Source organism: Candidatus Steffania adelgidicola, assembly GCF_020541225.1.
GTDB lineage: Bacteria > Pseudomonadota > Gammaproteobacteria > Enterobacterales > Enterobacteriaceae > Steffania > Steffania adelgidicola.
The window spans coordinates 375,178-399,580 of the sequence record NZ_CP045889.1 but is presented as its reverse complement, the minus strand read 5'-3'; the positions used below and the strand labels follow the sequence as shown (position 1 = coordinate 399,580).

Annotated in this window: 18 protein-coding genes; 10 read left to right on the top strand and 8 right to left on the bottom strand. The window is 37.7% G+C overall.

What is annotated here, in order from left to right; translation table 11 throughout:
• Window positions 1-341: 341 nt before the first annotated feature.
• Both GFK82_RS04005 and GFK82_RS04000 read right to left on the bottom strand, forming a co-directional pair.
• Window positions 342-470: a hypothetical protein gene (locus GFK82_RS04005; RefSeq protein WP_320412894.1), complete on the bottom strand. Its 129-nt coding sequence runs from the start codon at window positions 468-470 to the stop codon at window positions 342-344.
• A complete protein-coding gene (locus GFK82_RS04000; protein ID WP_320412893.1) occupies window positions 467-559 on the bottom strand; it encodes a cation:dicarboxylate symporter family transporter in 93 nt (30 codons plus the stop codon). The genes GFK82_RS04005 and GFK82_RS04000 overlap by 4 nt, the downstream gene beginning before the upstream one ends.
• A gap of 246 nt (window positions 560-805) precedes the next feature.
• On the opposite strand from GFK82_RS04000, the gene GFK82_RS03995 reads away from it, so the two are divergent.
• Complete coding sequence (locus GFK82_RS03995; protein ID WP_320412892.1) at window positions 806-949, top strand: hypothetical protein; 144 nt, start codon at window positions 806-808, stop codon at window positions 947-949.
• A 236-nt stretch (window positions 950-1,185) separates the two neighbouring features.
• On the opposite strand, the gene GFK82_RS03990 is transcribed toward GFK82_RS03995, so the two are convergent.
• Window positions 1,186-1,383, bottom strand: coding sequence for a cation:dicarboxylate symporter family transporter (locus GFK82_RS03990; protein ID WP_320412891.1), 198 nt, complete (start codon window positions 1,381-1,383; stop codon window positions 1,186-1,188).
• A gap of 3,057 nt (window positions 1,384-4,440) precedes the next feature.
• On the opposite strand from GFK82_RS03990, the gene potF reads away from it, so the two are divergent.
• The 6 genes from potF (at window position 4,441) to thyA (ending at window position 11,549) form a co-directional block, all read left to right on the top strand.
• Window positions 4,441-5,544 (top strand): spermidine/putrescine ABC transporter substrate-binding protein PotF, encoded by a 1,104-nt coding sequence (potF, locus tag GFK82_RS01025; RefSeq protein WP_226811078.1) that lies wholly within the window; start codon window positions 4,441-4,443, stop codon window positions 5,542-5,544.
• Window positions 5,545-5,682: 138 nt separating this feature from the next.
• Complete coding sequence (potG, locus tag GFK82_RS01020) at window positions 5,683-6,813, top strand: putrescine ABC transporter ATP-binding subunit PotG (RefSeq protein WP_226811077.1); 1,131 nt, start codon at window positions 5,683-5,685, stop codon at window positions 6,811-6,813.
• An 8-nt stretch (window positions 6,814-6,821) separates the two neighbouring features.
• The gene (gene potH, locus GFK82_RS01015) at window positions 6,822-7,787 is read left to right on the top strand and encodes a putrescine ABC transporter permease PotH (protein ID WP_226811076.1); all 966 of its coding nucleotides are present in this window, start codon (window positions 6,822-6,824) and stop codon (window positions 7,785-7,787) included.
• Window positions 7,787-8,632 (top strand): putrescine ABC transporter permease PotI, encoded by an 846-nt coding sequence (potI, locus tag GFK82_RS01010; protein WP_226811075.1) that lies wholly within the window; start codon window positions 7,787-7,789, stop codon window positions 8,630-8,632. Before potH ends, potI begins: the two co-directional genes overlap by 1 nt.
• Before the next feature lie 1,243 nt (window positions 8,633-9,875).
• Window positions 9,876-10,736: a prolipoprotein diacylglyceryl transferase gene (gene lgt / locus GFK82_RS01005; RefSeq protein WP_420885615.1), complete on the top strand. Its 861-nt coding sequence runs from the start codon at window positions 9,876-9,878 to the stop codon at window positions 10,734-10,736.
• An 18-nt stretch (window positions 10,737-10,754) separates the two neighbouring features.
• Window positions 10,755-11,549 (top strand): thymidylate synthase, encoded by a 795-nt coding sequence (gene thyA, locus GFK82_RS01000; protein WP_226811074.1) that lies wholly within the window; start codon window positions 10,755-10,757, stop codon window positions 11,547-11,549.
• A gap of 1,091 nt (window positions 11,550-12,640) precedes the next feature.
• Here thyA and mnmE read toward each other — a convergent pair.
• The 5 genes from mnmE to rpmH all read right to left on the bottom strand — a co-directional run bounded on the left by mnmE (window position 12,641) and on the right by rpmH (window position 16,496).
• Window positions 12,641-14,005: a tRNA uridine-5-carboxymethylaminomethyl(34) synthesis GTPase MnmE gene (gene mnmE / locus GFK82_RS00995; RefSeq protein ID WP_226811251.1), complete on the bottom strand. Its 1,365-nt coding sequence runs from the start codon at window positions 14,003-14,005 to the stop codon at window positions 12,641-12,643.
• A 98-nt stretch (window positions 14,006-14,103) separates the two neighbouring features.
• Window positions 14,104-15,753 carry a membrane protein insertase YidC gene (yidC, locus tag GFK82_RS00990; protein WP_226811073.1) on the bottom strand — a complete coding sequence of 550 codons (1,650 nt, stop codon included), beginning with the start codon at window positions 15,751-15,753 and terminating at the stop codon, window positions 14,104-14,106.
• A gap of 2 nt (window positions 15,754-15,755) precedes the next feature.
• Window positions 15,756-16,013 carry a membrane protein insertion efficiency factor YidD gene (gene yidD, locus GFK82_RS00985; protein ID WP_226811072.1) on the bottom strand — a complete coding sequence of 86 codons (258 nt, stop codon included), beginning with the start codon at window positions 16,011-16,013 and terminating at the stop codon, window positions 15,756-15,758.
• Window positions 15,992-16,336 carry a ribonuclease P protein component gene (gene rnpA, locus GFK82_RS00980; RefSeq protein ID WP_226811071.1) on the bottom strand — a complete coding sequence of 115 codons (345 nt, stop codon included), beginning with the start codon at window positions 16,334-16,336 and terminating at the stop codon, window positions 15,992-15,994. Before rnpA ends, yidD begins: the two co-directional genes overlap by 22 nt.
• Before the next feature lie 16 nt (window positions 16,337-16,352).
• Window positions 16,353-16,496: a 50S ribosomal protein L34 gene (rpmH, locus tag GFK82_RS00975; protein WP_226811070.1), complete on the bottom strand. Its 144-nt coding sequence runs from the start codon at window positions 16,494-16,496 to the stop codon at window positions 16,353-16,355.
• A gap of 617 nt (window positions 16,497-17,113) precedes the next feature.
• Here rpmH and dnaA point away from each other — a divergent pair.
• The 3 genes from dnaA to gyrB all read left to right on the top strand — a co-directional run bounded on the left by dnaA (window position 17,114) and on the right by gyrB (window position 22,985).
• On the top strand, window positions 17,114-18,508 hold the full coding sequence (gene dnaA, locus GFK82_RS00970; protein ID WP_226811069.1) for a chromosomal replication initiator protein DnaA: 1,395 nt from the start codon (window positions 17,114-17,116) through the stop codon (window positions 18,506-18,508).
• Window positions 18,509-18,510: 2 nt separating this feature from the next.
• Complete coding sequence (dnaN, locus tag GFK82_RS00965) at window positions 18,511-19,611, top strand: DNA polymerase III subunit beta (RefSeq protein ID WP_226811068.1); 1,101 nt, start codon at window positions 18,511-18,513, stop codon at window positions 19,609-19,611.
• A 956-nt stretch (window positions 19,612-20,567) separates the two neighbouring features.
• Window positions 20,568-22,985, top strand: a complete 2,418-nt coding sequence (gyrB, locus tag GFK82_RS00960; RefSeq protein WP_226811067.1) for a DNA topoisomerase (ATP-hydrolyzing) subunit B — start codon at window positions 20,568-20,570, stop codon at window positions 22,983-22,985.
• Window positions 22,986-24,403 lie beyond the last annotated feature (1,418 nt).

Below are 24,403 nucleotides of genomic sequence, written 5' to 3'. Positions count from 1 at the left end.
GAATGCATATCTAAAATAGATAGATGATCATAGATCATGATAATTTTTACTAGATCAACAGTGTTTCTAACAGATTTACATTGAGAAATCGAGCTATTTTTATAGATTGAAACTTTCCTCAATCAAGAAAAATAACCCACTATGGGGTTTCTGTTTCTTTAAACAGAACTCTAACTTTTAAATTATTCATTTATTTTTCTATAAAATACAAAATCAATCCCTAGTCATCAATATTGCTTTCGCACATTCTCGCTCCTGCACGATATCATACTGATTTCCCATTTTTCGATGACTAGCAATATCAAGACATTCCGGATAACATTCGATCAACGCTACTCTTTCTAGTAAGATGCCACACTATCCAACCTCGCTAACATTGCCACAAAGGAGACACCAGGTACGCCCGTAATCCCTTTAGAAGTAAAACCATTAAAATCAACACTCACACTATCTGCGGATCGAGAGATCACTCAATTCCGTAAAGTTGAGCGATGAAAATAACGGTAACACTTTGATATAACGCCGAACCATCTAAGTGATATGAATAACCGATCGGCACCACGAAGCGCCTAATGGCTGCCGGTACATTATATTCCTCTATTTTTTTCGATAATACACTTTATAAACTAGCAACAAAAAAAGCCAGAAATAACCCCTTTTTTAAAATTTAGATTAACGTCAAAATCCTAAGGCGACAAAGCCGAGCTACAGCTCGCAGGACAACTAGCACAACAAATAATAGCACTCTAAACTAGAAAAACTAATTTTGCTAGTTTAGAGTGAAGTCATACCAAAGGTCGCTACAGTGACTGAAATTACTGAAAAACCCCACTGGGGAATATCCCATGACCATTTACATGACTTTAAACATCGTTTCGGCTATTACAATAGAACAAATACAGAAGAGGCTCTCTGGTATTTATCAGTAATGCAGCTAAATCAATCCTAAATAAGACAGAAAAGAAAACAATTAGTAACATATCCTCCCAAGGCTATTAAAGCTAAAAGCTCCTCTGGAATCCGAGGAGGAAATTATTTTCACCAGAAAATAAACGCCAGATTGCCTTACAACAATAGTTTGTTCGTATTTAGATATATCCACTCCCATCAACGTGGATATATCCAATCCATCTCCAGATGGATTACAAGAATCGTGATTGTCTCGACATATACGATAACTTTACATCAGATACTTTTAAACCTTTTATCATCGCCAATATCGGCAATCCCGACAACCAAAGTTGGCACCACAATAGTAACCACGATCATTTTGATTATCTGGATAAAAACATCCCTAACAGGGGAAAGAATATTGAAAATTACCCAATCACCTACTTTTCCCTGGTTATGAAATACCACTCCAAGCAAAATGCTGAATATCAAAATAATAAGAATTTTCCAGGCAAGCGTAATTTTAAACTGCTTTTATAAAAAATACCTTCTATAGTAAACCTCATCGTCACAAATATTTCTCAATCCCTGTTACCAACTTCATTTCATTGATCTCTTATCATCATGCATAAACCAAGGTGTTTTAAAAAACTTTATAAACCGAAAACAAAAAAGTATTGGCCATTCTGAGTAGCCAGTTTAGACTTGATTTGTAATTATTACTTGAAATCAATATTTCATTACTGTACGAATTTTATAAAAAACTCTATTCAATTATTGATAAACGTTAATTAACATAAATTAACCCACAATATTTCTTATTATAAATCTTGACTATATTTTATCTATGTTTTAAAAGCGGATAAAAATAATGAAGTGCTATAAAATAGTGTAAATATGTCATGTCTGTTTATTACCTCAGTGTTAGTAAAAATATCTTTTCCGGTACTTTTAAGCGATACACAATCTATTTTAAAAAAAGAAACAAAGCACATTTTATTGAATTTAATCAGAAAATCGTTGAGGCTTTATTGAGAAAATGAAGGAAAAAGAAGTCAATATCAATTGACCTTATCCTTACCTAATGTGTTTATGAACATATGATCTAGAAAGTAATATAATTGGTTTTAAAATAACTTAAGTTTCAACATGTGCCAGTCCATCATAAACTGCAGTGGCATGTTATCACCCATTAATAATCAATTCATTTATTTATTATGGAATTATTCATATTCATGCCAAATAAACCAACACTCCTCAATAAAGGAAGATAACAGTGCATTCATATCTTCTGTATTGAAAATGTAAAGCCGAGTGAAAACAATACTAAATATCAATCACTACATGTAATTGCTCATTTTAATCTATTACTCTGATCAGATAGATATGAAAATTTAAAAAAAACTATCTATATGTTACCTAACCATGATCTTAATAATACCTTAACGAATAGTAACCAAGCAGCAAACTTTTCATCTTAATAACAGTCTTACTGTTATTAAGATGCATATTGATTTATTAAGTTCTATAATTCATATAGATACAAGATATCATAATAAACTTTTAAGGATAGGATGCCTCACTCAATGAGGCACAAGTTCAGGAAAATATTCCAGCTTCTGGGTTATATCACTACAAGCAACGGCTTAAATTTTCATTACTGCATCGCTTTATAGAAATGATTTGCTCTGTACCGATGTAAAACGTATTTTACAAATCTGATTAAACAATATTCAGCTTGGTACATTGATGTGAAACAACCAAAAAATCATTGAGAAAAAAATGTTTTTTGTTGGAAAATCATTATCGCTTTCTAAATAAATTTAAGTGTTATCTGAATAAGAATAAGAATAAGAATAAGAATAACCAATATATCTTTATTCTTTATCATTACTATGTTTTCCATGTCAGAATACAGGCAGTGCAGAAATATCATAATATTAAACTCAAGTAGAAACAGCGTTGTCACTTTTCTTGAATTTCGTTTTGATGTTAGGCATCGTCTGTAATTAGCTATAGTGATTCACGGCTATATGAACTTAATAATAAAGTATGTAGATTACATTACCTGGTCATTTTGTAATAAAAATCTTATTAAACAAACACCTTGGTAAGGTATACAGTTAAATATGTTAGCAGACTGCTATTTGGAGTTTTTTAATAGAAAAAAAGCACGTTAGCCATGCCTTTTTTCGTGCGATTGGTACATCATTTCTTTATCAGTCGCAACTTAGATGTAAGAATTAAATATATGTGATATTTTAAATATATACTGACATTAAGAACAATGTTATTAATCTATTGACTCATCATACCGATCGATACAAATCATGCTGATCATGAAGAGTTCTATAACTATAGAAAGTTTTTTAGATATTAGAAATACAATCGTTTTTCACTACTTTGTGATAAATATCATACATCTACTTAATTTTAATCAGACTTAAATCGCTATCTATTTCTAAGATATCTTCAAAGAGTTGCTTTAGCTACAATAAAAAAAACACCATGCTCCTCGAGACAGCTAGCTACATGTAGTATGACATATCTAAAAAAATAAAAAACATCAGGATTTTGTCGTTTCGTTAAATAAATCATAAGGCTTTATAAGTTTTATATCTTTTACGCAATAAAAACCACGATTAGGATAAAATCCTTCTTATGGAATCTTAATCCAGCATACTTTATCTTTATCTATATTGCTTTATTCATTATAGATATATAATAAGAAGGAATGGACACAGTATCTTCTTGATTTAAGATGCACCATCACATAAAGCAAGATACATTCGAATAGTTGCGTTCAAAGCTTAATATAAAATCGCTTGCTTAGGCTATTGTTACATCTGAAAAACAAAAGCATGAATGAAAAGATTCCAACAACTGATTCACATAGAAAAAAATACCATACACGCAATACTATATGACATATAGCAATATTCAGTTACAGTACATGCATATACTTCACATCACACTTAGGTATTCTTACAATGACTAATCCAACACTTGTTAGTCTCTAAAACACTAGGAAACACTGACACTGGAAATCATCTTTCCTTTCAACAACCAATAGCCGTTCTATTTTCCATTTTATTTAAATTCTCTCAGTCGGCAATTCCTTAGAGATACTCTTAAGGGTGCTAAAGATATCTATTTACATTCATACTTACTGTTAAGGATTTACAATTTTATATTGTTTGATAATGATCATTTCGCATTTCCTGTGTCTTTTTCTACTTGTTGCTCTCATTCAATGCGGAAGCATGAAGGATTGATCACTTAAAATCGTTTTTTACGCCGAATGCTGGCGCGAAAACCTCTGTACGGTTATGCTGGCCATCGGTTTTAGAACCATCATCACAGCAACAGTGTTTCCTTTAAACTATGACAATGTCACTCAAAGAGTGAATGGATTTTTTTCACGGGAATTTAATGCTTGTTTGACCTTAAATATTCGGAGCGTAGATTAAATTGATTCCTAGTCACCTGAATCAGTACAGTAAAATTAACACCGTCTTTAAGATAAAGGTTTGCAGGAGGAAGTAACGAATGTTTACCCAACGTCAATTGTTGCTTACCGGTCTGATTACCGGGTTACTCATAGCTGCTTCTGTATCCGCTAAGCAGAAAACGCTACATGTATATAACTGGTCAGGTTATATTGGAGCGAATACCGTATCTAATTTTGAAAAAAAAACCGGTATCAAAGTGGTTTATGACGTTTTTGATTCAAATGAGGTACTCGAAGGCAAACTGATGGCCGGTAGTAGCGGATTCGATATTGTAGTCCCCTCTGTGAGCTTCCTGGAACGCCAGCTATCAGCTGGGGTATTTCAGCCTATCGATAAAAGCAAACTACCAAATTATAAAAATCTTGACCCTCAGCTACTTAAAGTTATTAGTCGCCATGATCTCGGCAATAAATATGCCATTCCATACATGTGGGCTACGACTGGTATCGGTTATAATATCGATAAGGTAAAATCAGTATTGGGCACGGCTGCACCCATAGATCACTGGGATCTAGTACTTAACCCGGATAACCTTAAGAAATTTAAAAGCTGTGGAGTCTCGTTTCTTGACGCACCTTCTGAGATTTATGCAACAGTGCTCAACTATCTAGGGAAAGACGCTAATAGCGAAAAATCCACTGATTATACCGAAGCAGCTACTAACCTACTGTTAAAACTACGACCTAACATTCGGTATTTCCAATCATCGCAGTATATTAATGACCTTGCTAACGGTGATATTTGTGTCGCGATCGGTTGGGCTGGAGATGTAATATTAGCTGCCAACCGAGCCAAAGAGGCGAGAAATAATGTCCATATTGCGTATTCGATTCCAAAAGATGGAGCATTAATGTTTTTTGATGTGTTGGCTATTCCAGCAGACGCTAAAAATCTCAATGAAATATATCAGTTCATTAACTATTTACTCGATCCACAAGTAATTGCTAACGCTAGTAATCAGATTTTTTATGCTAACGGAAATAAGACTGCGACGGCGCTACTGAATCCAGAAGTCCGTAACAACCCGGGTATTTATCCACCACCGGAGGTATGCACTAAATTGTTTATGCTAAAAGTTCAGCCACCCAAAATTGATCGCGTGATCACTCGCTCTTGGATGAAAGTAAAAAGTGGTAAATGAGTTAATATGTTATTGTATTCACAGCTTAAGAAATAGGCAGATTCCCTCCTGCCTATTCTGCTTTGTTCACGGTGATGCACCGTACCGCCTAATCTGGTCTGCTTCCTCGCCGATATCGGAGAGTAATATTAGTGAACGATGCCATACCCCATCCCCTGTCCAATGGAACCAAAAAAAATGGTTATACCCCTCCTAGAAATCCGAAATCTCACCAAGAGATATGATGGACACATAGTTGTAGATGATGTGAGCCTAACGATCTATAAAGGGGAAATATTTGCTTTATTAGGCGGTTCTGGCTGTGGAAAATCTACACTGTTACGTATGCTAGCAGGTTTTGAAACACCAACCCACGGCGATATCATTCTTGACGATCAAGATCTCTCTCATACACCCCCCTATCAACGACCTATCAATATGATGTTTCAATCCTATGCGCTATTTCCCCACATGACGGTAGAACAGAATATCTCCTTTGGTCTAAAACAGGATAAACTGCCAAGCCAGGAGATTAAACAAAGGGTGACACAAATGCTAGCGATGGTACATATGCAGGAATATAAAACGCATAAACCACATCAGCTTTCCGGTGGTCAACGCCAGCGGGTTGCTCTCGCACGAAGTTTAGCTAAACGGCCTAAACTTCTTCTACTTGATGAACCATTGGGAGCATTAGATAAAAAGCTACGCGATCGCATGCAGTTAGAAATAGTAGACATTCTTGAGCGAGTCGGTGCGACCTGCGTCATGGTGACCCACGATCAGGAAGAAGCGATGACTATGGCAGGTCGTATCGCTATAATGAATCGTGGAAAACTTATACAAATCGGTGAACCAGAGGAGATTTATGAACACCCGAATAGCCGATTTAGCGCCGAATTCATTGGGTCAGTAAATATATTCACAGGATTATTGAAAGAACGTTCCGACAATGCACTTGTCCTCCAGAGCACAGAATTAGTCTCTCTTCTACGAATTAACACCGATGCATCAGTAGTAGATGGCATACCAGTTTACATAGCACTGCGACCAGAAAAAATTATGTTTTGCAACGATAGACCGGCGGACAGCTGTAACTTCGCCATCGGCGAAGTAATCAATATTGCATACTTGGGGGATCTATCTATTTATCACATCCGCATTAAAAGCGGGATGATTATTATCACTCAACTAACTAATGCATACCGTTACCGAAAAGGCATGCCTACCTGGGGAGATCAGGTAACTCTATGTTGGGATGCGGATAGCTGCATTGTTCTTACCGTATAGGGAGGGGTATGTTTAATCCTCACTCCACCCAAGCACCCGGCGGGATACGAGATACGCTCATTCCAATATTTTTAAAATATTGGAAAACATTACATAGTCGTAACTTAATCATTTTCCTGCCATATCTTTGGCTACTGCTATTTTTTATGCTGCCATTACTCATCATATTGAAAATTAGTCTAGCTGAAACAGCACGCGCAATCCCGCCATATACAGATTTGCTTAACTGGCTCGATGGAACGCTAACAATATCACTTAATCTCGCTAACTTTATGCGACTCTTAGATGACCCTTTGTATATCGAAGCTTTCCTACAATCCCTACAAGTGGCAACAGTATCAACCTTCTGTTCACTGCTACTAGGTTATCCCATGGCTTGGGCAATAGCACATAGTCGAACATCCACTCGTAATATTTTGTTACTGCTGGTAATCCTACCCTCGTGGACCTCATTTTTAATTCGCGTATACGCCTGGATAGCTATTTTAAAAAATAATGGTATTCTAAACAATATACTAATATGGTTAAGGATTATCGACCATCCTCTGATTATTTTACATAACAATCATAGCAATCTAGCAATATATATTGGTGTCGTATACGCTTATTTACCCTTCATGATCCTACCAATCTATACTGCGCTAACCCAACTAGATTATTCACTAGTAGAAGCTTCGCTAGATCTAGGAGCACGCCCATTCAAAACCTTTTTTAAAGTCATTTTGCCACTTACGAAAAGCAGTGTTATAGCAGGTTCCATGCTTGTATTCATCCCAGCTTTTGGAGAATATGTGATCCCCGAATTGCTTGGCGGATCAGGTAACATTATGATCGGCCGAATTTTGTGGGAAGAGTTTTTTTATAACCGAGACTGGCCAGAGGGATCGGCAGTGGCAGTAGTAATGCTGGTAATGCTGATCGCGCCTATTATGTGGTTCCACAACTATCAGAAAAAAGCCATGGAGAAACCCTGATGAGCCATTTACCGATCGTGCGTTCACCATGGCGTACTTTAATTTTACTGGTAGGCTATGCGTTTCTCTACACACCGATATTAATGTTGGTAATTTATTCCTTTAACAGTTCGCGGCTGGTAACTGTCTGGGCTAGCTGGTCTATAAAATGGTATCAAGTTCTAGTGCATGATGATGTGATGATTAGGGCTATGACATTAAGTATGATCCTGGCTGCCTCCACAGCTACCATGGCATCAGTACTGGGGACCTTGTCATCGATCGTGATTGTCCGATTCGGCTACTTTCGGGGTTTTAATGGGTTTGAATTTATGCTCACTGCACCGCTTGTAATGCCTGATGTGATTACCGGCCTCTCTCTACTACTGCTCTTTATCTCTATGGGGAATTCGATAGGCTGGCCTGAAGAACGCGGTATGCTCACTATCTGGTTAGCACATGTTACCTTTTGTACTGCATATGTAGCAGTAGTAGTGAGCTCTCGTCTACGCGAGGTAGATCAATCAATCGAAGAAGCTGCGATGGATTTGGGTGCAACTCCAGTGAAAATATTTTTTATTATTACCTTACCAATGATTATAACAGCTATTATTGCATCCTGGTTCCTGGCTTTTACCATATCGCTTGATGATTTAGTTATCGCTAGTTTTGTTGCTGGTCCCGGTTCCACCACGCTACCAATGCTTGTTTTTTCCAGTGTTCGCATGGGAGTCAACCCTGAGATTAATGCCCTAGCAACGCTTATTTTAATAGCAGTAGGCATGATCGGATTCATGGCTTGGTGGTTAATAACCCGGAAGGAAAAGCAACATAAGCATGAGGGCCAACGATCTTCCCGTAACTAAAATAAAGAGGTTTGCCCATACTAAACTAGTATCGTATGCAGAGAAAAAACGACACTAAAAGTAATGCTATCTAATCATCTCTCTTTAATAGAAGAGAGATGATTTTAAAATCACTACCAAACATTTTAACAGTAATTTTTATAACCACATGATGATATTCATGTATTTAAATACTAATTTAGTAACATCTGTTTATTACAGATAAACAGATTCATGCGAAATCTTTTATACTCTTTGCGAAAAATGGAAATACCAATACTATATCTTATACGATTATTAAAACACTTAGCTATGTCTTAAGTTTCTCATGTTCTTCTCTATCTTCGTCTCTAAATAAAAGCAGATATATGTATATCTCAATTTTTACGAAGCATTATCACAACCTACCCCCCTCGCTTAATAAAGCGACGTGATATTTAATTTAAAACAAGAAAAAGATATTATGTATTTCACTAAAGCTCTGTCTACTGACAATACACGTATCACAAATCATCATGGCGAACAATCTGCATCAATGCTGCTCTATCGGAATAAGCATTAATATTATCATCAGGAATCACTGTACACGTATGTATAGAAAACCTCACTTCTTTTACCTAAAACCGTAAAGGCACACTTTTTACCGTTCGGATTTAATTCCATACATATTCTTTTTTCCCTTTCTCAGGTAATGTGAGAAAAAAACTTGATCAAGAAGTAGAGGAATTTATGTATTATTGTCAAAACTCATTAAGACATCAGGCATTTTTTCCGGACACCAATATGACTTATTCATGAAGCGAAAACGTCTTCTAGACAGAAGAGAACACCCAGTTATTCTTCACTAAACTATCTGTCTTGTACCGATTGAAAGACAATACGGTATATTGAAAATATTCTCAGCTACCTATGCAGAAGTCCATAACGATTTCATGCCTTCCATAATTCCTCGGAATTATACTCTTATCATAAACATGTCTGACAAACAAGGATATCTCTAATAATCTTTTAGATTAAAATATTCAGTTATATCTGAGTCGTTTAAAAAAACTACAAACTTTCTCATACATGACACCAACCACTTTCCTAGGAATAAAAGGTTATTCGCATCCCCTAACGCACAGAATAGAACTGCTATGCTATACTAGCACAATTTACAACAATCAGGGAAAATGAACCCCCTGAAAGACTGGTATAACGATACCCCCGATAGTAGTATCCATTGGGGCGAATAGTACAAACAACGAGATCGTGGCAATTAATAATGACTCATTATCTAACCTTTCCTGAAATTGATCCTGTTATCTTTTCTTTGGGACCATTTTCTCTTCGCTGGTACGGTCTAATGTACCTAGTGGGTTTTATTTTTACTATGTGGCTAGCGATACGGCGAGCAAAGCGCCCAGGAAGTGGATGGGGAAAAGAAGAGGTAGAAAATTTTCTCTACATTGCTTTTCTAGGACTATTTCTTGGCGGGCGTATTGGTTATGTTCTATTTTATAATTTTCCGCTATTTCTTGAGAACCCCTTGTATCTGTTTAAGGTGTGGACAGGGGGCATGTCATTTCATGGCGGTCTTATAGGCGTCATTATGGTAATGTTATGGTTTTCCCATCATACTCAGCGTCATTTTTTTCAGGTAGCCGACTTTATTGCACCAATGGTACCTTTCGGGCTAGGTGCTGGCCGTTTAGGTAATTTTATTAATGGAGAGTTGTGGGGGAGAATAGCTACTGATATACCTTGGGCGATGCTTTTTCCTGGTTCTCGGGATGCCGATTTAGCATTACTAGCGAATAATCCAAAGTGGAAAACACTGTTTGAGTTTTATGGTGTGCTTCCCCGGCATCCATCCCAAATTTACGAAATGATACTAGAAGGTGTCATACTATTTATCATTCTCAATCTCTTTATCCGTAAGCCGCGGCCTATCGCTAGTGTCTCCGGTTTATTCCTGATTTGTTACGGCACTTTTCGTTTTTTTGTAGAATTTTTCCGCCAACCAGATTCACAAATAGGCCTGTTTATTGGCATTCTTAGTATGGGGCAGATTTTATCTATACCGATGATTCTGGCTGGCGTGATTATTATGGTGAGTTTAGTGTATCGCCACAGTTCTCGGTAATATATCTCCTGAGGTATTATGAAACAATATTTAGATTTAATACGCATGGTTCGCACACAAGGGATCCCGAAACCGGATCGTACTGGCACCGGTACCTTATCATTATTCGGTTATCAGATGCGCTTTAATTTATGCCAAGGTTTTCCGTTAGTAACGACTAAATATTGTCATTTTCGTTCAATTGTTTACGAATTACTCTGGTTCCTGAAAGGCGATACTAACATTATTTATTTACATAAGAATAATGTTTCTATCTGGGATGAATGGGCAGATGAAAACAAAGAGTTAGGCCCAATCTATGGTCGACAGTGGCGCGCCTGGAATACTGGAGATGGACACCAAATAGACCAACTAGATAAAGTAATACACCAACTTAAACATGATCCGAATTCCCGCCGCATTATAGTTTCTGCCTGGAACGTCGGCGAACTAGACAAAATGGCCTTGGTTCCATGCCATGTACTGTTTCAGTTCTATGTCATCAATAGCACTTTATCATGTCAGCTCTATCAGCGTTCATGCGACATCTTCCTCGGTCTACCGTTTAATATTGCAAGTTATTCTTTGCTAGTACACATGCTCGCACAACAGTGTAATTTAAAAATCGGTGATTTTATCTGGACTGGGGGCGATATACATCTCTATAATACCCATTTAGATCAAGCAGATCTTCAACTAACTCGAGATCCCCGGCCATTGCCAACATTACTCATAAAACGACGACCGCTATCGCTATTTCATTATTGCTTCGAAGATTTTGAACTAGTGGGCTATAACCCACATGCTACGATTAAAGCACCAGTTGCAATATGAATATACATGACTAGAGCACACCGAGGGTGTATGGAATCTTATACACACATAAATGCAAGGTGCATTGAATTCACCATTATATTTTATCATGCTTATTCATAATAAGCAAAACTCTTTACCATTATACTATTCCAGTACCGCTACGTCTTCCGACGCAGAAAATAATTGCTTCTAAAATGTATTCTAGAACCTCTATCCTAATTTTATGCGTTCTCTAATGTAATCTTTTTTAATGATAACAACTTAGTGGTTTTGAAGATCCTGGCTATCTCATCTATTACCTATTACAGGTAAACATACCTATTAAAAGAACTGTTTTAGTATTTCTCTAAAATAATTTTATATTTTTTAACGATTACTGGATGATCGAATATAAATTTCGGAACTCTACAATATTTTAATTAGGCTAAGTTTCGTACTTATACAGGTAAAAACATAAGAGATTCATATCAAACATAGTACGACTGAGTTTAAGAAAACCGCATAACCATCTCATACGAAACGAATTATAATGTTGATATATTAATCAAATTATCTTATAGATAATGCTATATAACACCTCATGGTTCTATATTTTTTACTATAAAAGACAGAACATTATACATTTTATTCATATTTGCAAGACATAATATATTATGCATTCACTATAATTATTTTTTTGATACTAACCAAATATCATTAAAAAAATGAATTTACAATTCATCTTTTAATCTAATGATGCGGCCAAAAGAAGAAAATATATATTTGAAAAGATATATGTAAAAGGGTTATCTAATTGATAGATAGAACATAGCCTTAGAAGCTACTATTTCACATCTGATTAAGCAACTTTCTAGCTCACCGTGCTAAGCTAACTCGTTCTAGCATAAATTCTTTCTTATGGGCAGAAGAAAGAATTTAAATAACATGATACTCTATAGATATATTTTTAAAGATGCGTTCTTCAATAAGAACGCATAAACCTTAAGAAGATACTCTCTCTAATATATGCGAGGATTGTATCCTAAAAATAATCATATGTTAACTCAAATATAACTTAAAAACCATAAGTGATATACAATCATAAAGTTTTCATCAAGCCTTATAAAAAACTATTTCCCAATACAAAAGCTAGAAAAAATCTTGCTGAGCAAATCATCTGAGCTAAATTCACCTGTAATTTCACTAAGCGCTTGCTGAGCTAACCGCAGCTCTTCCGCCAAAAATTCTCCTTGAGAAGTGCTTATCCATTCCTTTTTTCCCTGAAGCAAATGAGTAGCAGCAATTTCCAGTGACTCGAGATGACGACGACGCGCTAAAAATCCTCCCTCCTGGTTCCCAATAAAATCCATACTCTTTTTTAGATGGCTTCGAAGTAGATCCACAGCTGCGACAGAGTGAGCTGAAAGAATAATAAGTGAATAATCTTTAACCTTACTAATACCGACTTGTTCACCAGTTAGATCGGCTTTATTGCGCACTACTGTAACTGGAATTCCACATGGTACACCGGCGATAAATTCAGGCCACAGCATATCTGGATCACTATAGGGGGTGGTAGTACCGTCGATAATGAGAAGTACATGATCTGCCTGTTTGATTTCATACCAGGCTCGCTCAATCCCGATCCGTTCTACCTCGTCTTTAGCGGAACACAGACCAGCGGTATCGATTACGTGCATCGGCATCCCATCTAGATGAATATATTCACGCAATACATCACGTGTCGTACCTGCAATTGCCGTAACAATTGCAGCTTCGTATCCTGCAAGCGCATTTAATAGGCTGGATTTACCAGCATTAGGCTTACCGGCAATCACTACTTTTATACCTTCGCGTAAGAGGCTACCCTGTCGCGCTTCAGCGCGTACCCGCTCTAGCATATCAATAAGATTATTTAGGCTAGCTTCAATCGTATTATCAAATACACGGTCAATCTCTTCATCTGGAAAGTCAATAGATGCTTCAACATCGATACGCAGGTTAGTGAGCGCCTCCACCAATGTATGAACGCGGATAGAAAATTCCCCCTGAAGAGAATGCATTGCAGACCTGGCAGCTTGAACAGAATTGGCATTAATGAGGTCAGCAATAGCTTCTGCTTGCGCCAGATCTATCTTTTCATTTAGAAAAGCGCGCTCTGAAAACTCGCCAGGACGAGCCATACGTATGCCGGGCAGTGATAGAATCCGCTGTAACAATAGATCTAAGATTACCGGACTACCATGCCCTTGTAGCTCAAGAACATCTTCGCCAGTAAAGGAATGAGGACCTGGAAAAAATAAGGCAATACCATGATCTAATATAGCGCCGCCGGCATCGTGAAAAGGTAGGTATTCCGCCTGGCGAGGTGGAGGTAACTTACCAAGTAGCTCTTCAGCAACCCGGGTAACAAGTAAGCCGGAAACACGTAGAACTCCTACTCCACCCCGTCCAGGTGGAGTGATCAGAGCTGTAATAGTCTCCGTCTTGCTTATTGCAGTACTCATTTTTACCATAATCACGATTACAAGAATAAAACATTCAGGTTAATTACAACTATTTTATTAGCAGATATACAGTCTAGGACACTGATTTATTTAACTTTTTTATCTCTACTGTAGAGTCCACACTTTTCTAGACTACGATAGATTAATTGCTGTTGAATAACAGTTACCAGGTTATTAATAATATAGTATAAAACTAGACCTGACGGAAACCAAATAAAAAATACACTAAAAATCAATGGCATAAAAGTCATGATTTTCTGCTGCATCGGATCGTTAACAGTAGTGTTCGAGATCTTCTGGATAACAAACATGGTAACGCCCATTAATATTGGTAGAATATAGTAGGGATCTTGAGCCGACAGGTCATGGATCCAAAGTGCGAACGGTGCATGACGTAATTCAACAGAACCAGATAGCATATAGTATAGGGCCAGGAAAATTGGCATCTGAATTATTAGCGGGAGACATCCGCCCAACGGATTTACCTTTTCGGACTTATATAACGCCATTATTTCTTGACTTTGTCGATGCTTATCATCACCTAATCTCTTTCGTATTTCCACTAGTTTTGGCTGCAGGATTCGCATTTTAGCCATAGAGGTATACTGCGCCTTGGTAAGTGGATACATGATGCCACGGACGATAAAGGTAATTATGATAATAGAGAAACCCCAATTACTAATATAACTATAAATAAGTTTTAGTAACTTAAATAGCGGTTGAGAAATGAACCAAAGCCAACCGTAATCAACTACCAAATCTAGGTGGGGGGCGATAGCTGCCATCTTATCCTGGATTTCCGGGCCCAGCCATAATATAGCTTTTAATTCACTTTTCTTACCAGCCGAGACCATGACTGGAGAGGATTGAAACCCAATGGCTACTGCTTTTCCATTGTCTAACTCGGTCGTGTAGATAGTATTCTTACCCTGTATAAGAGGTATCCATGCTGCAGCAAAATATTGCTGTAACATAGCAACCCACCCTCTCTTTTCAGTACTCACTCTTAGATTCTGACTCTTGATATCTTTAAAGGTATATTTCTGATATTTTTCATCGATCGTAGAATACGCCGCACCACGGTAGGTACGTAACGCAAAGTTAACACCAGTAACATCATGAACTTCATGAGGTTTAACTGACTGTTTTAATTGACATAACAATACCACGTTTAGTGGCTTCGCACTGGTATTATTAATATCGTAATTAATCTTCAAGGCAAAATCACCACGTTTCAAAATAAAGCTCTTGGTGTACACCACTCCCTCCGGAGTGGTGTAGGTTAAAGGTACACGTAATTCGCTCTGGTTCTCCTTCAAAATATACGTATCCTGCTTCGTAGAATAAATCGGGCGAGCGCCGTTATTGGGATTATCAAAATTATTTTTACCAATTAAGCCACTTTGTGCCTGATAGACAAAGTCTGAAGATGTTTCGAGTAGATGAAAAGGCTCGCTCGAACCAAGTTTATTAGAATACGTCAATAAGGCAGCCTGCTCAATGTCACCACCATGCGTGTTAATTTTTAATGCCAGCACATCGCTTTTTACCGTGATGAACTGACCTCGTCCCCTTTCCAACACTCTTTGACTGTCCGAGTCTGCCACAGTTATATTCATATTCTGTTTTAGGCTCTGCACGACAGGCTGAGGAGAATGGCTCGTTTGCCAAGTCTGCCAGATAAGACAAGACAGAGAGAGTAGAGCGATGATAAGAAGATTTCGGTGCGAATCCATTGTTAATGTTCTCTATTATTAAGAATTTTTGGCGGAACAGGATCATCCCCACCTGGATTCAAAAGGTGGCATTTTAATACGCGCTTCAACGTCAATACAGTACCTTTAAAGATACCAAATCGACGCATCGCTTCAATTCCATACAATGCACAAGTGGGACGGAACCGACAATGCGGTCCCAATAACGGGCTAATCACTAGTTGATAACCACGGATTAATCTAATCAGGAGCATTGATACTAGCGACAATGGCGACGCCATAATTTTCCTAAAGCTTCTATTAAAAGATGGTTATTCAAACCGTCCACACCTTTTTTAGCAATAACAACGAAATCCATGTTCGGCAAAATATGCTGATGCAAACGAAAACTTTCGCGTGTTAACCTCTTAATCCGATTACGTTCATGAGCATACTTTACATATTTTTTAGCAACCGCAAGACCAACTCGGGGATACCCTAACGTATTTAGGCGACCCAGAATAGTCATATGCGGCGTACGAGCCCATTGTGGCTTCTGAAAGACGAAAGTAAAATGATTAGGAGTTAACAACCGAGAGTTCCGAGGCAACGTAAACTTAACCACTTGGTGGTACACTTGTTTACTTTGAAGAAACAGTCAGACGTGTACGGCTTTTTGCACGACGACGTGCCAAAACCTGACGACCGTTCTTCGTTGACATACGAGTACGGAAACCGTGAGTACGGTTGCGTTTTAATAAGGACGGTTGAAAAGTGCGTTTCATAAAGTTTTCTACCTAAATCTTAATGATTGCTAATCAGCAAATAAGGTTGACCATACGGTTTAAAAACGACCGGATGCTCTTTTATCATATAACGATAAAAGAGAAAGAATTGTAATTATTGTATCCTCCGGAGTCAATTCAGTTTATGCATGGAATACTTGAATATCCATATTCCTATCAGAATCTCTTCCTACTATATAGAATTGAACGATAGAGAACAGGGAACACTAAAGAGTCGAACTCCGCATCCTACGGGGTTCATACTACAAAACAGTATCTATTAGGGTTCTAGATAATTCATTATCTATCCGTCTTTTCAGCTAAACATCTAAAGAATGTTGTATTATATTGATTATAAGACTAGATTTTTATCTAGCATTCCTCTGATCCTATATGATCTTAAAAATCCGGCACTCTCTGGATAAAAACTATCTAGAAGAGGAGGATCTCCGCTACAGTTTGCGTTATGATCTAAAATCCATAATGGCATCCTCAATCGAATCCGATGCAAGAAACATCGCTTAAAATGGTCCGGTTTCATTATGGTCATGTGTACCAAAAGATGATGAACTGTAAGTTTTTCTTTTATTATTGACCTTGTGCGATTGGAGTTTTTTGTGTCACTTTCACTTTGGCAGCAATGTCTTGCCCGATTAAAGGATGAGTTACCTGCCACAGAATTTAGTATGTGGATACGCCCTCTACAAGCAGAACTGCGTGACAACACTATGGCGCTTTACGCCCCAAATCGATTTGTTCTAAATTGGGTAAGAGATAAATACTTGAATAATATAAAAACATTACTAAACGATTTCTGCGGTACTTCCGCCCCATTACTTCGCTTTGAAGTTGGTAGTAAACCGCCAATAATAAGAGCATGCCACCTAACTAGCCAGCATACGAGAAGACCTTCCAGACAAACAGCCTTCACCTATCCGAAACCAAGGCGGACAAACTGGAATAATGCATCATTGCAACTAAACTTATCTTATCGCTCTAATGTAAATCCTAAACATAACTTTAATAATTTCGTTGAAGGTAAATCAAACCAACTAGCCCGCGCAGCAGCGAGACAGGTTGCTGACAATCCAGGCGGGGCCTATAACCCTCTCTTTCTTTACGGTGGGACTGGGCTAGGGAAAACCCATCTTCTGCATGCGGTGGGGAATAGCATCATGGCGACAAAGGGGAAGGTCAAAGTAGCCTATATGCATTCCGAGCGTTTTGTCCAGGACATGGTTAAGGCTTTACAGAATAATGCAATCGAAGAGTTTAAACGCCACTACCGATCAGCAGATGCATTATTGATTGATGACATTCAGTTTTTTGCAAATAAGGAGCGATCGCAAGAGGAATTTTTTCATACTTTTAACGCGCTACTAGAAGGTAATCAGCAGATTATTTTAAGTTCAGATCGCTATCCCAAAGAAATTAACGGCGTAGAAGATAGGCTCAAGTCACGCTTTGGCTGGGGTCTAACAGTAGCAATTGAACCCCCGGAGCTAGAAACTCGCGTGGCTATCTTGATGAAGAAAGCTGACGAAAACGCCATCCATTTATCTGGGGATGTAGCGTTTTTTATCGCAAAACGGTTACGTTCCAATGTACGTGAACTAGAAGGAGCTTTAAATCGTGTCATCGCCAATGCAAATTTCACTGGTCGAGCAATTACCATTGATTTTGTACGCGAAGCGCTACGAGATCTACTGGCACTACAGGAAAAATTAGTTACCATTGATAACATCCAGAAAACCGTAGCAGAATATTATAAAATTAAGATTGCGGATTTACTTTCAAAACGGCGTTCACGGTCAGTAGCACGTCCTCGACAAATGGCAATGGCCTTATCGAAAGAATTGACAAATCATAGTCTTCCAGAAATTGGAGATGCGTTTGGTGGGCGCGATCATACTACAGTACTCCACGCCTGCCGAAAAATAGAGCAATTGCGTGAAGAAAGTCACGATATTAAAGAAGATTTCTGCAATTTAATTAGAACATTATCTTCCTAGCTATGAAATTTATAGTCAAACGTGAGTCTCTTTTGAAACCACTGCAACAGCTCACCAGTTTATTGGTAAGTCGCCCCAGTTTAACCATTTTGAGTAATCTACTCTTACAAGCAACAAAAGATCAGTTACTGTTAACCAGTACTAATTTAGAAATAGAAATAGTTACACATGTCAGGCTGAGCAAAACCCTTAAATCAGGTACTACCACAGTATCGACTCGAAAATTTTTCAATATTTGCCGTGGTCTCCCGGAAGGTTCAGAAATCGCTATAGTCCTAGAAGGCGCACGTCTATTAATTCGATCGGGACACAGTCGCTATTCACTGTCTACACTACCAGCCTCCGACTTTCCAAATATAGATGATTGGCAAAGTTCAGTGGAACTTGTTCTATCACAGTCAACTTTGAAACGACTAATTGAATCCACTCAGTTCTCCATGGCATATCAGGATGTACGGTATTATCTTAATGGGATGCTGTTTGAAACGGAAGTCAATGAACTGCGCGCTGTGGCCACTGATGGACACCGTCTGGCTGTCTGCACTATGCCCATTTACGAACTGCTGCCTTCCTGTTCTGTCATTGTCCCACGCAAAGGCGTGATCGAGCTCCTTCGCATGCTAGACTACGTCGAAAATCCGGTAAAACTAACCATTGGAACTCATCATATCCGCGCCAATATTGGTAATTATATTTTCACTTCTAAACTGGTTGAGGGCTGTTTTCCTAATTATCGGCAGGTATTACCAAAAAATCCCAAGAATATACTCGAAGCGGAGTGTGATATGCTAATACAGGCTTTTAGCCGGGCCGCGATCCTCTCTAATGAGAAGTTTCGTGGTATTCGGCTGTATCTTAGTACCAACACACTACGAATTACCGCTAATAATCAAGAACAAGAAGAGGCGGAAGAAATCCTCGACGTTAACTATCAAGGTAATGAAATGGAAATTGGTTTTAACGTTAACTATATACTTGATGTATTGCATGTCTTGAAGTGCGAGAAAGCACGCCTCCTATTTACAGATGGAGTGTCCAGTGTGCAAATCGAAGACAACACAACCCAATCTCGAACTTATGTTATTATGCCGATGCGTCTCTAAGACGAGATAGCAAGGTTATGTGAATAAATCTCTCTTATATCTTCTGCTGAAGAATGTATAACATATTGATTCTTCTAATTTCAACTCACCTACTCAAACTAATAACAATGATCACACTGGTATTTTAAAGACTATGAATAAGCTTCCTCGAAGCTATGTGTCTTACAGAGTGAAATACAGGCAAGTTTCACTAATGATTTATTAGCCTTCATCTTTCAGAAACGCCTCAAACCCGGAGAGATCTGACTTTCTGGTAGAGACCATGCATCATTCATAGCGTAACAGAAGAGTCTGCATGAAAAATAGAGGCTACTATTAAAATGATGGCATCCGCTGCATATCCTGTTTAACGAATGAAGCCGGAAAAGATTTTTTCTTCCTACCGGAAGCGGATTGAAATAAACATTTATGAAATTTCATCTAGTTTAATAACAAACTCACGTTCTTTATAGCCTTGAATAACCTCAAGCACCAATAAAATAGTAAAAACAATTTACATCACCTCAGCTGTTATCAATAGCGTCGCCGGCGAAATTGACGTAATGTTAACAAACTACTGGAATGCTAATTAAAAGGTAATCGCTTGATAACTTACACAACTTCTAGTTTCTCTCAACCAGATTGACTGATCCGAGAGGTAGCATACCACTGATGAATATTTTATTGCGCAGTTATCCTACATGATTAATATAAATTCTATGTCTGGAATAAAATCTATTCCTTAGTTACCAGAATGATGTATCTTATTTTGATTTTATTAACGACTTCGCTTAAAAAAGCTGTCGGAGATTACCGCTTATTAACATAGCGTTCACGCTTTACCTAATCCAAGATTTTCATCAGCCGAGTTAATAATATAACGTTCACAATACCACTAATGAAAAGGTAAACCATCTAAGATAAAACAAGATAAAATCAACTTTTAATCATAAGTTTAGAATAAGCGGGAAAGATTGATGTCAAATTTTTATGACTCCTCAAGTATAAAAGTACTCAAAGGACTAGATGCGGTACGTAAGCGGCCGGGTATGTATATTGGCGATACAGATGACGGTACTGGTCTGCATCATATGGTATTCGAAGTTGTAGACAATGCTATCGATGAAGCTCTTGCCGGCCACTGTAAAGAAATCGCCATCGTGATTCACGAAGATAATTCAGTTTCCGTTCAAGATGACGGTCGCGGTATTCCAACTGGTATTCACGAAGAAGAGGGGGTATCCGCCGCTGAAGTTATTATGACCGTGCTACATGCAGGTGGGAAGTTTGACGCTAATTCCTATAAAGTATCAGGCGGATTACACGGGGTCGGTGTATCAGTAGTGAATGCTCTTTCAGAAAAACTTGAATTAATAATAAAACGCGAAGGTAAAGTACATCAGCAAACCTATTACGCCGGCGTACCCCAATTACCACTTCAAGTAGTGGACGATACCGACCAAACGGGGACCAGTGTCCGATTTTGGCCAAGTGTTACCACCTTTACTAATAATATTGAATTTCAATATGAAATCCTAGCAAAGCGAATACGGGAACTCTCTTTTCTTAACTCTGGGGTATCTATCCGTTTACATGATAAGAGAACCGAAAAAGAAGATCACTTTCATTATAAAGGCGGCATCAAAGCTTTTGTAGAATACTTGAACAAGAATAAAACACCGATCCACCCAAACGTGTTTTATTTTTCTACCGAAAAAGATGGTATTGGCCTGGAGATCGCATTGCAATGGAATGATGGGTTTCAAGAAAATATTTACTGCTTTACCAACAATATTCCACAACGTGACGGCGGCACTCATTTAGCTGGCTTCCGGGCGGGTATGACCCGGACGCTAAACTCCTATATGGATAAAGAAGGCTACAGCAAGAAGGCTAAAGTCACAGCCACTGGTGATGACACCCGAGAAGGACTTATTGCCGTTCTTTCAGTAAAAGTGTCAGATCCAAAATTTTCTTCGCAAACCAAAGATAAACTTGTTTCCTCGGAGGTAAAATCTTCAGTAGAATCACTGATTAATGAACACCTTTTAGCATATCTTCTAGAAAACCCTATTGACGCTAAAATCGTCGTCGGTAAAATCATTGACGCTGCCCGTGCCCGTGAATCCGCTCGTAAGGCACGTGAAATGACACGTCGTAAGGGCGCTCTAGATCTGGCAGGCTTGCCTGGTAAATTGGCAGATTGCCAGGAACGCGATCCAGTACTGTCCGAACTATATCTGGTAGAGGGTGACTCTGCCGGGGGGTCAGCCAAGCAAGGCCGTAACCGAAAAAACCAAGCAATATTACCTCTAAAAGGCAAAATTCTTAACGTCGAAAAAGCCCGTTTTGATAAAATACTCTCTTCCCAGGAAGTCGCTACGCTAATAACTGCTCTCGGTTGTGGAATCGGTCGTGATGAATATAATCCGGATAAACTGCGGTATCATAGTATTATTATTATGACTGATGCTGATGTCGATGGCTCACATATCCGCACTTTATTATTAACTTTTTTTTATCGTCAGATGCCAGACATCATCGAGCGAGGATATGTATTTATCGCACAACCGCCGCTATATAAAGTCAAAAAAGGTAAGCAAGAGCAATACATCAAAGATGATGAGGCTATGCAGGAGTATCAGATTGCCCAAGCAATAGAGGGCGCCACTTTACATACCAACAACACCTATAGGTCAGGTCTAGACAATGAGTCATTGAAGCATCTTGTCGCTGAATATTATGCTGTCCAAAAGATTATTCAGCGTATGGAGCGCCGTTTTCCACGCGTGCTGCTTGAACAATTAATTCACCAGCCTCATCTTCATCAATCTCAATTAAATCAATATGATCATGTGACAAGTTGGATTACATTGATAGTACACGCGCTAAACGATCACGAAAAAACTGGCAGTAGCTATAGTTTTAAAATACAGGAAAATCTTGAACGACAACGATTTGAGCCGCTTCTGCAGATCAACATGTATGGTATGGATACTTATTATTTGCTAGATTATGATTTTTTTCAAAGTAGCGAGTATGGAAAACTCACAAGACTTGGTAAAAAGCTTAGTGAGCTTATCGAAGTTAATGCTTATATTAAACGCGGTGAAAAACAACAGCCGGTAAGAAACTTTGAACAGACATTGGCATGGCTTCTAAAAGAATCACGTCGAGGTCTAACAGTACAACGTTATAAGGGTTTAGGTGAGATGAATCCCGTACAATTGTGGGAGACCACTATGGATCCAAACAGCCGCTGCATGCTACGTGTCACAGTTAAGGATGCCATCGCAGCTGACCAGCTTTTTACTACACTAATGGGAGATGCAGTCGAGCCACGTCGTGCGTTTATTGAAAAAAACGCACTAACAGCCGAAAATATTGATTTTTAACGACGATTATGATCTTAGGTTCGTTTATCAGTTTAAACAATTACATTTTATCTAATTTTTTTTTAATAAATGATTTCGTATTGTTTTAATATAGAACAATGGATGTAAATATCTAGGTTAAAATTGTAGCTAAACGATATGAAGATTAATTATAACATATAGACCCGGAATATCATATCTACACCGCGATTATTATTTCTTTTATACATATTCACCGTTAATCTTATCAAACTCTCACAATATCCAAGGAAGTGCTCTAAGCGATACCTGTTCTTGATAACACTTGATAATGAATCACAATTGTACATTGCATAAAAAATATAGTTGTTCATATTTCATTTATACTAAATATTTCCAAACCTATTGAAACGTTGATCATATTTATGCTTTTATTGACTTCTGCACTCTAAGACCCATACTTTATTGGTTTTTTTTAGAAAACACTCGAAAATTAATAAGCTATTGCATAGAAATCACTTTCACCAAAAACAATAGTTTTTTATTTTTATACTATTTGTTATTGCAATACTTACTAATCGCTAGCCAGCGATTTGCACCTGGGTTAGAGTGTTTAAAAATGCATTTTTTCATCACTTGGATTAATTGATAACTGAATGCTCATATATTGCATGATAATATTATACCTTTCTGATCAAATCAGAAAAGATTAGATTAAAGAGAAAAATATTTGATATTATCGGGGGGTAAAGTACCGTTGGATTTCTCTATGCTATAGACGCAGTTTTACATACTATCTTCTTACCATTTGAATAACTCTCGAATTTTAAAAAAATATTAGAAACAGATGCGACAGTAATGATCTAACAAAATCGTTCTCAACTTGTTTTATTATATTAAGAATCACCATGACATCTATTCTTTTCTCAGGTTGAAAAGATTTAAAAACACTTGTTCACTTCTATAATCATGGGAATACAAAGAAAAAAAAGGTCTCTTCTTGCTATTACGCAGACTATGTCCATAGTCCGTATAGCATGCGATATGCTATAGAAGAGAATCCAATCATAATTAAAAACATATTTTTCGTATAGATAATATTATTACAGCATTCATATCTGGATCAAAATTGATCGATGAGCGTTTTGGTATCCATTAGTGATACACTATCATATCTCTACACCATTTTTATAAATCACAAAAAACAAATTTATTAAAGATTACCCCTATGATTTTCTATCGTTTATGGGTAGGGATACCGTCTATACAAAAAAGTCTTGATTCTCTTTCTGAGAGCCGTTCCTTTAATCTATTAATGATTTTCTGATGGATATATGTGAATTTCTAGATTCCACATTTTTCGATTAGAAAATTCAGCAGCACCTACTTAAGAAGTAACCGAAACTCCATGAGTCAAATACCTCTATAATAAAACTTTATGAGAATTTTTATTTAGTTCG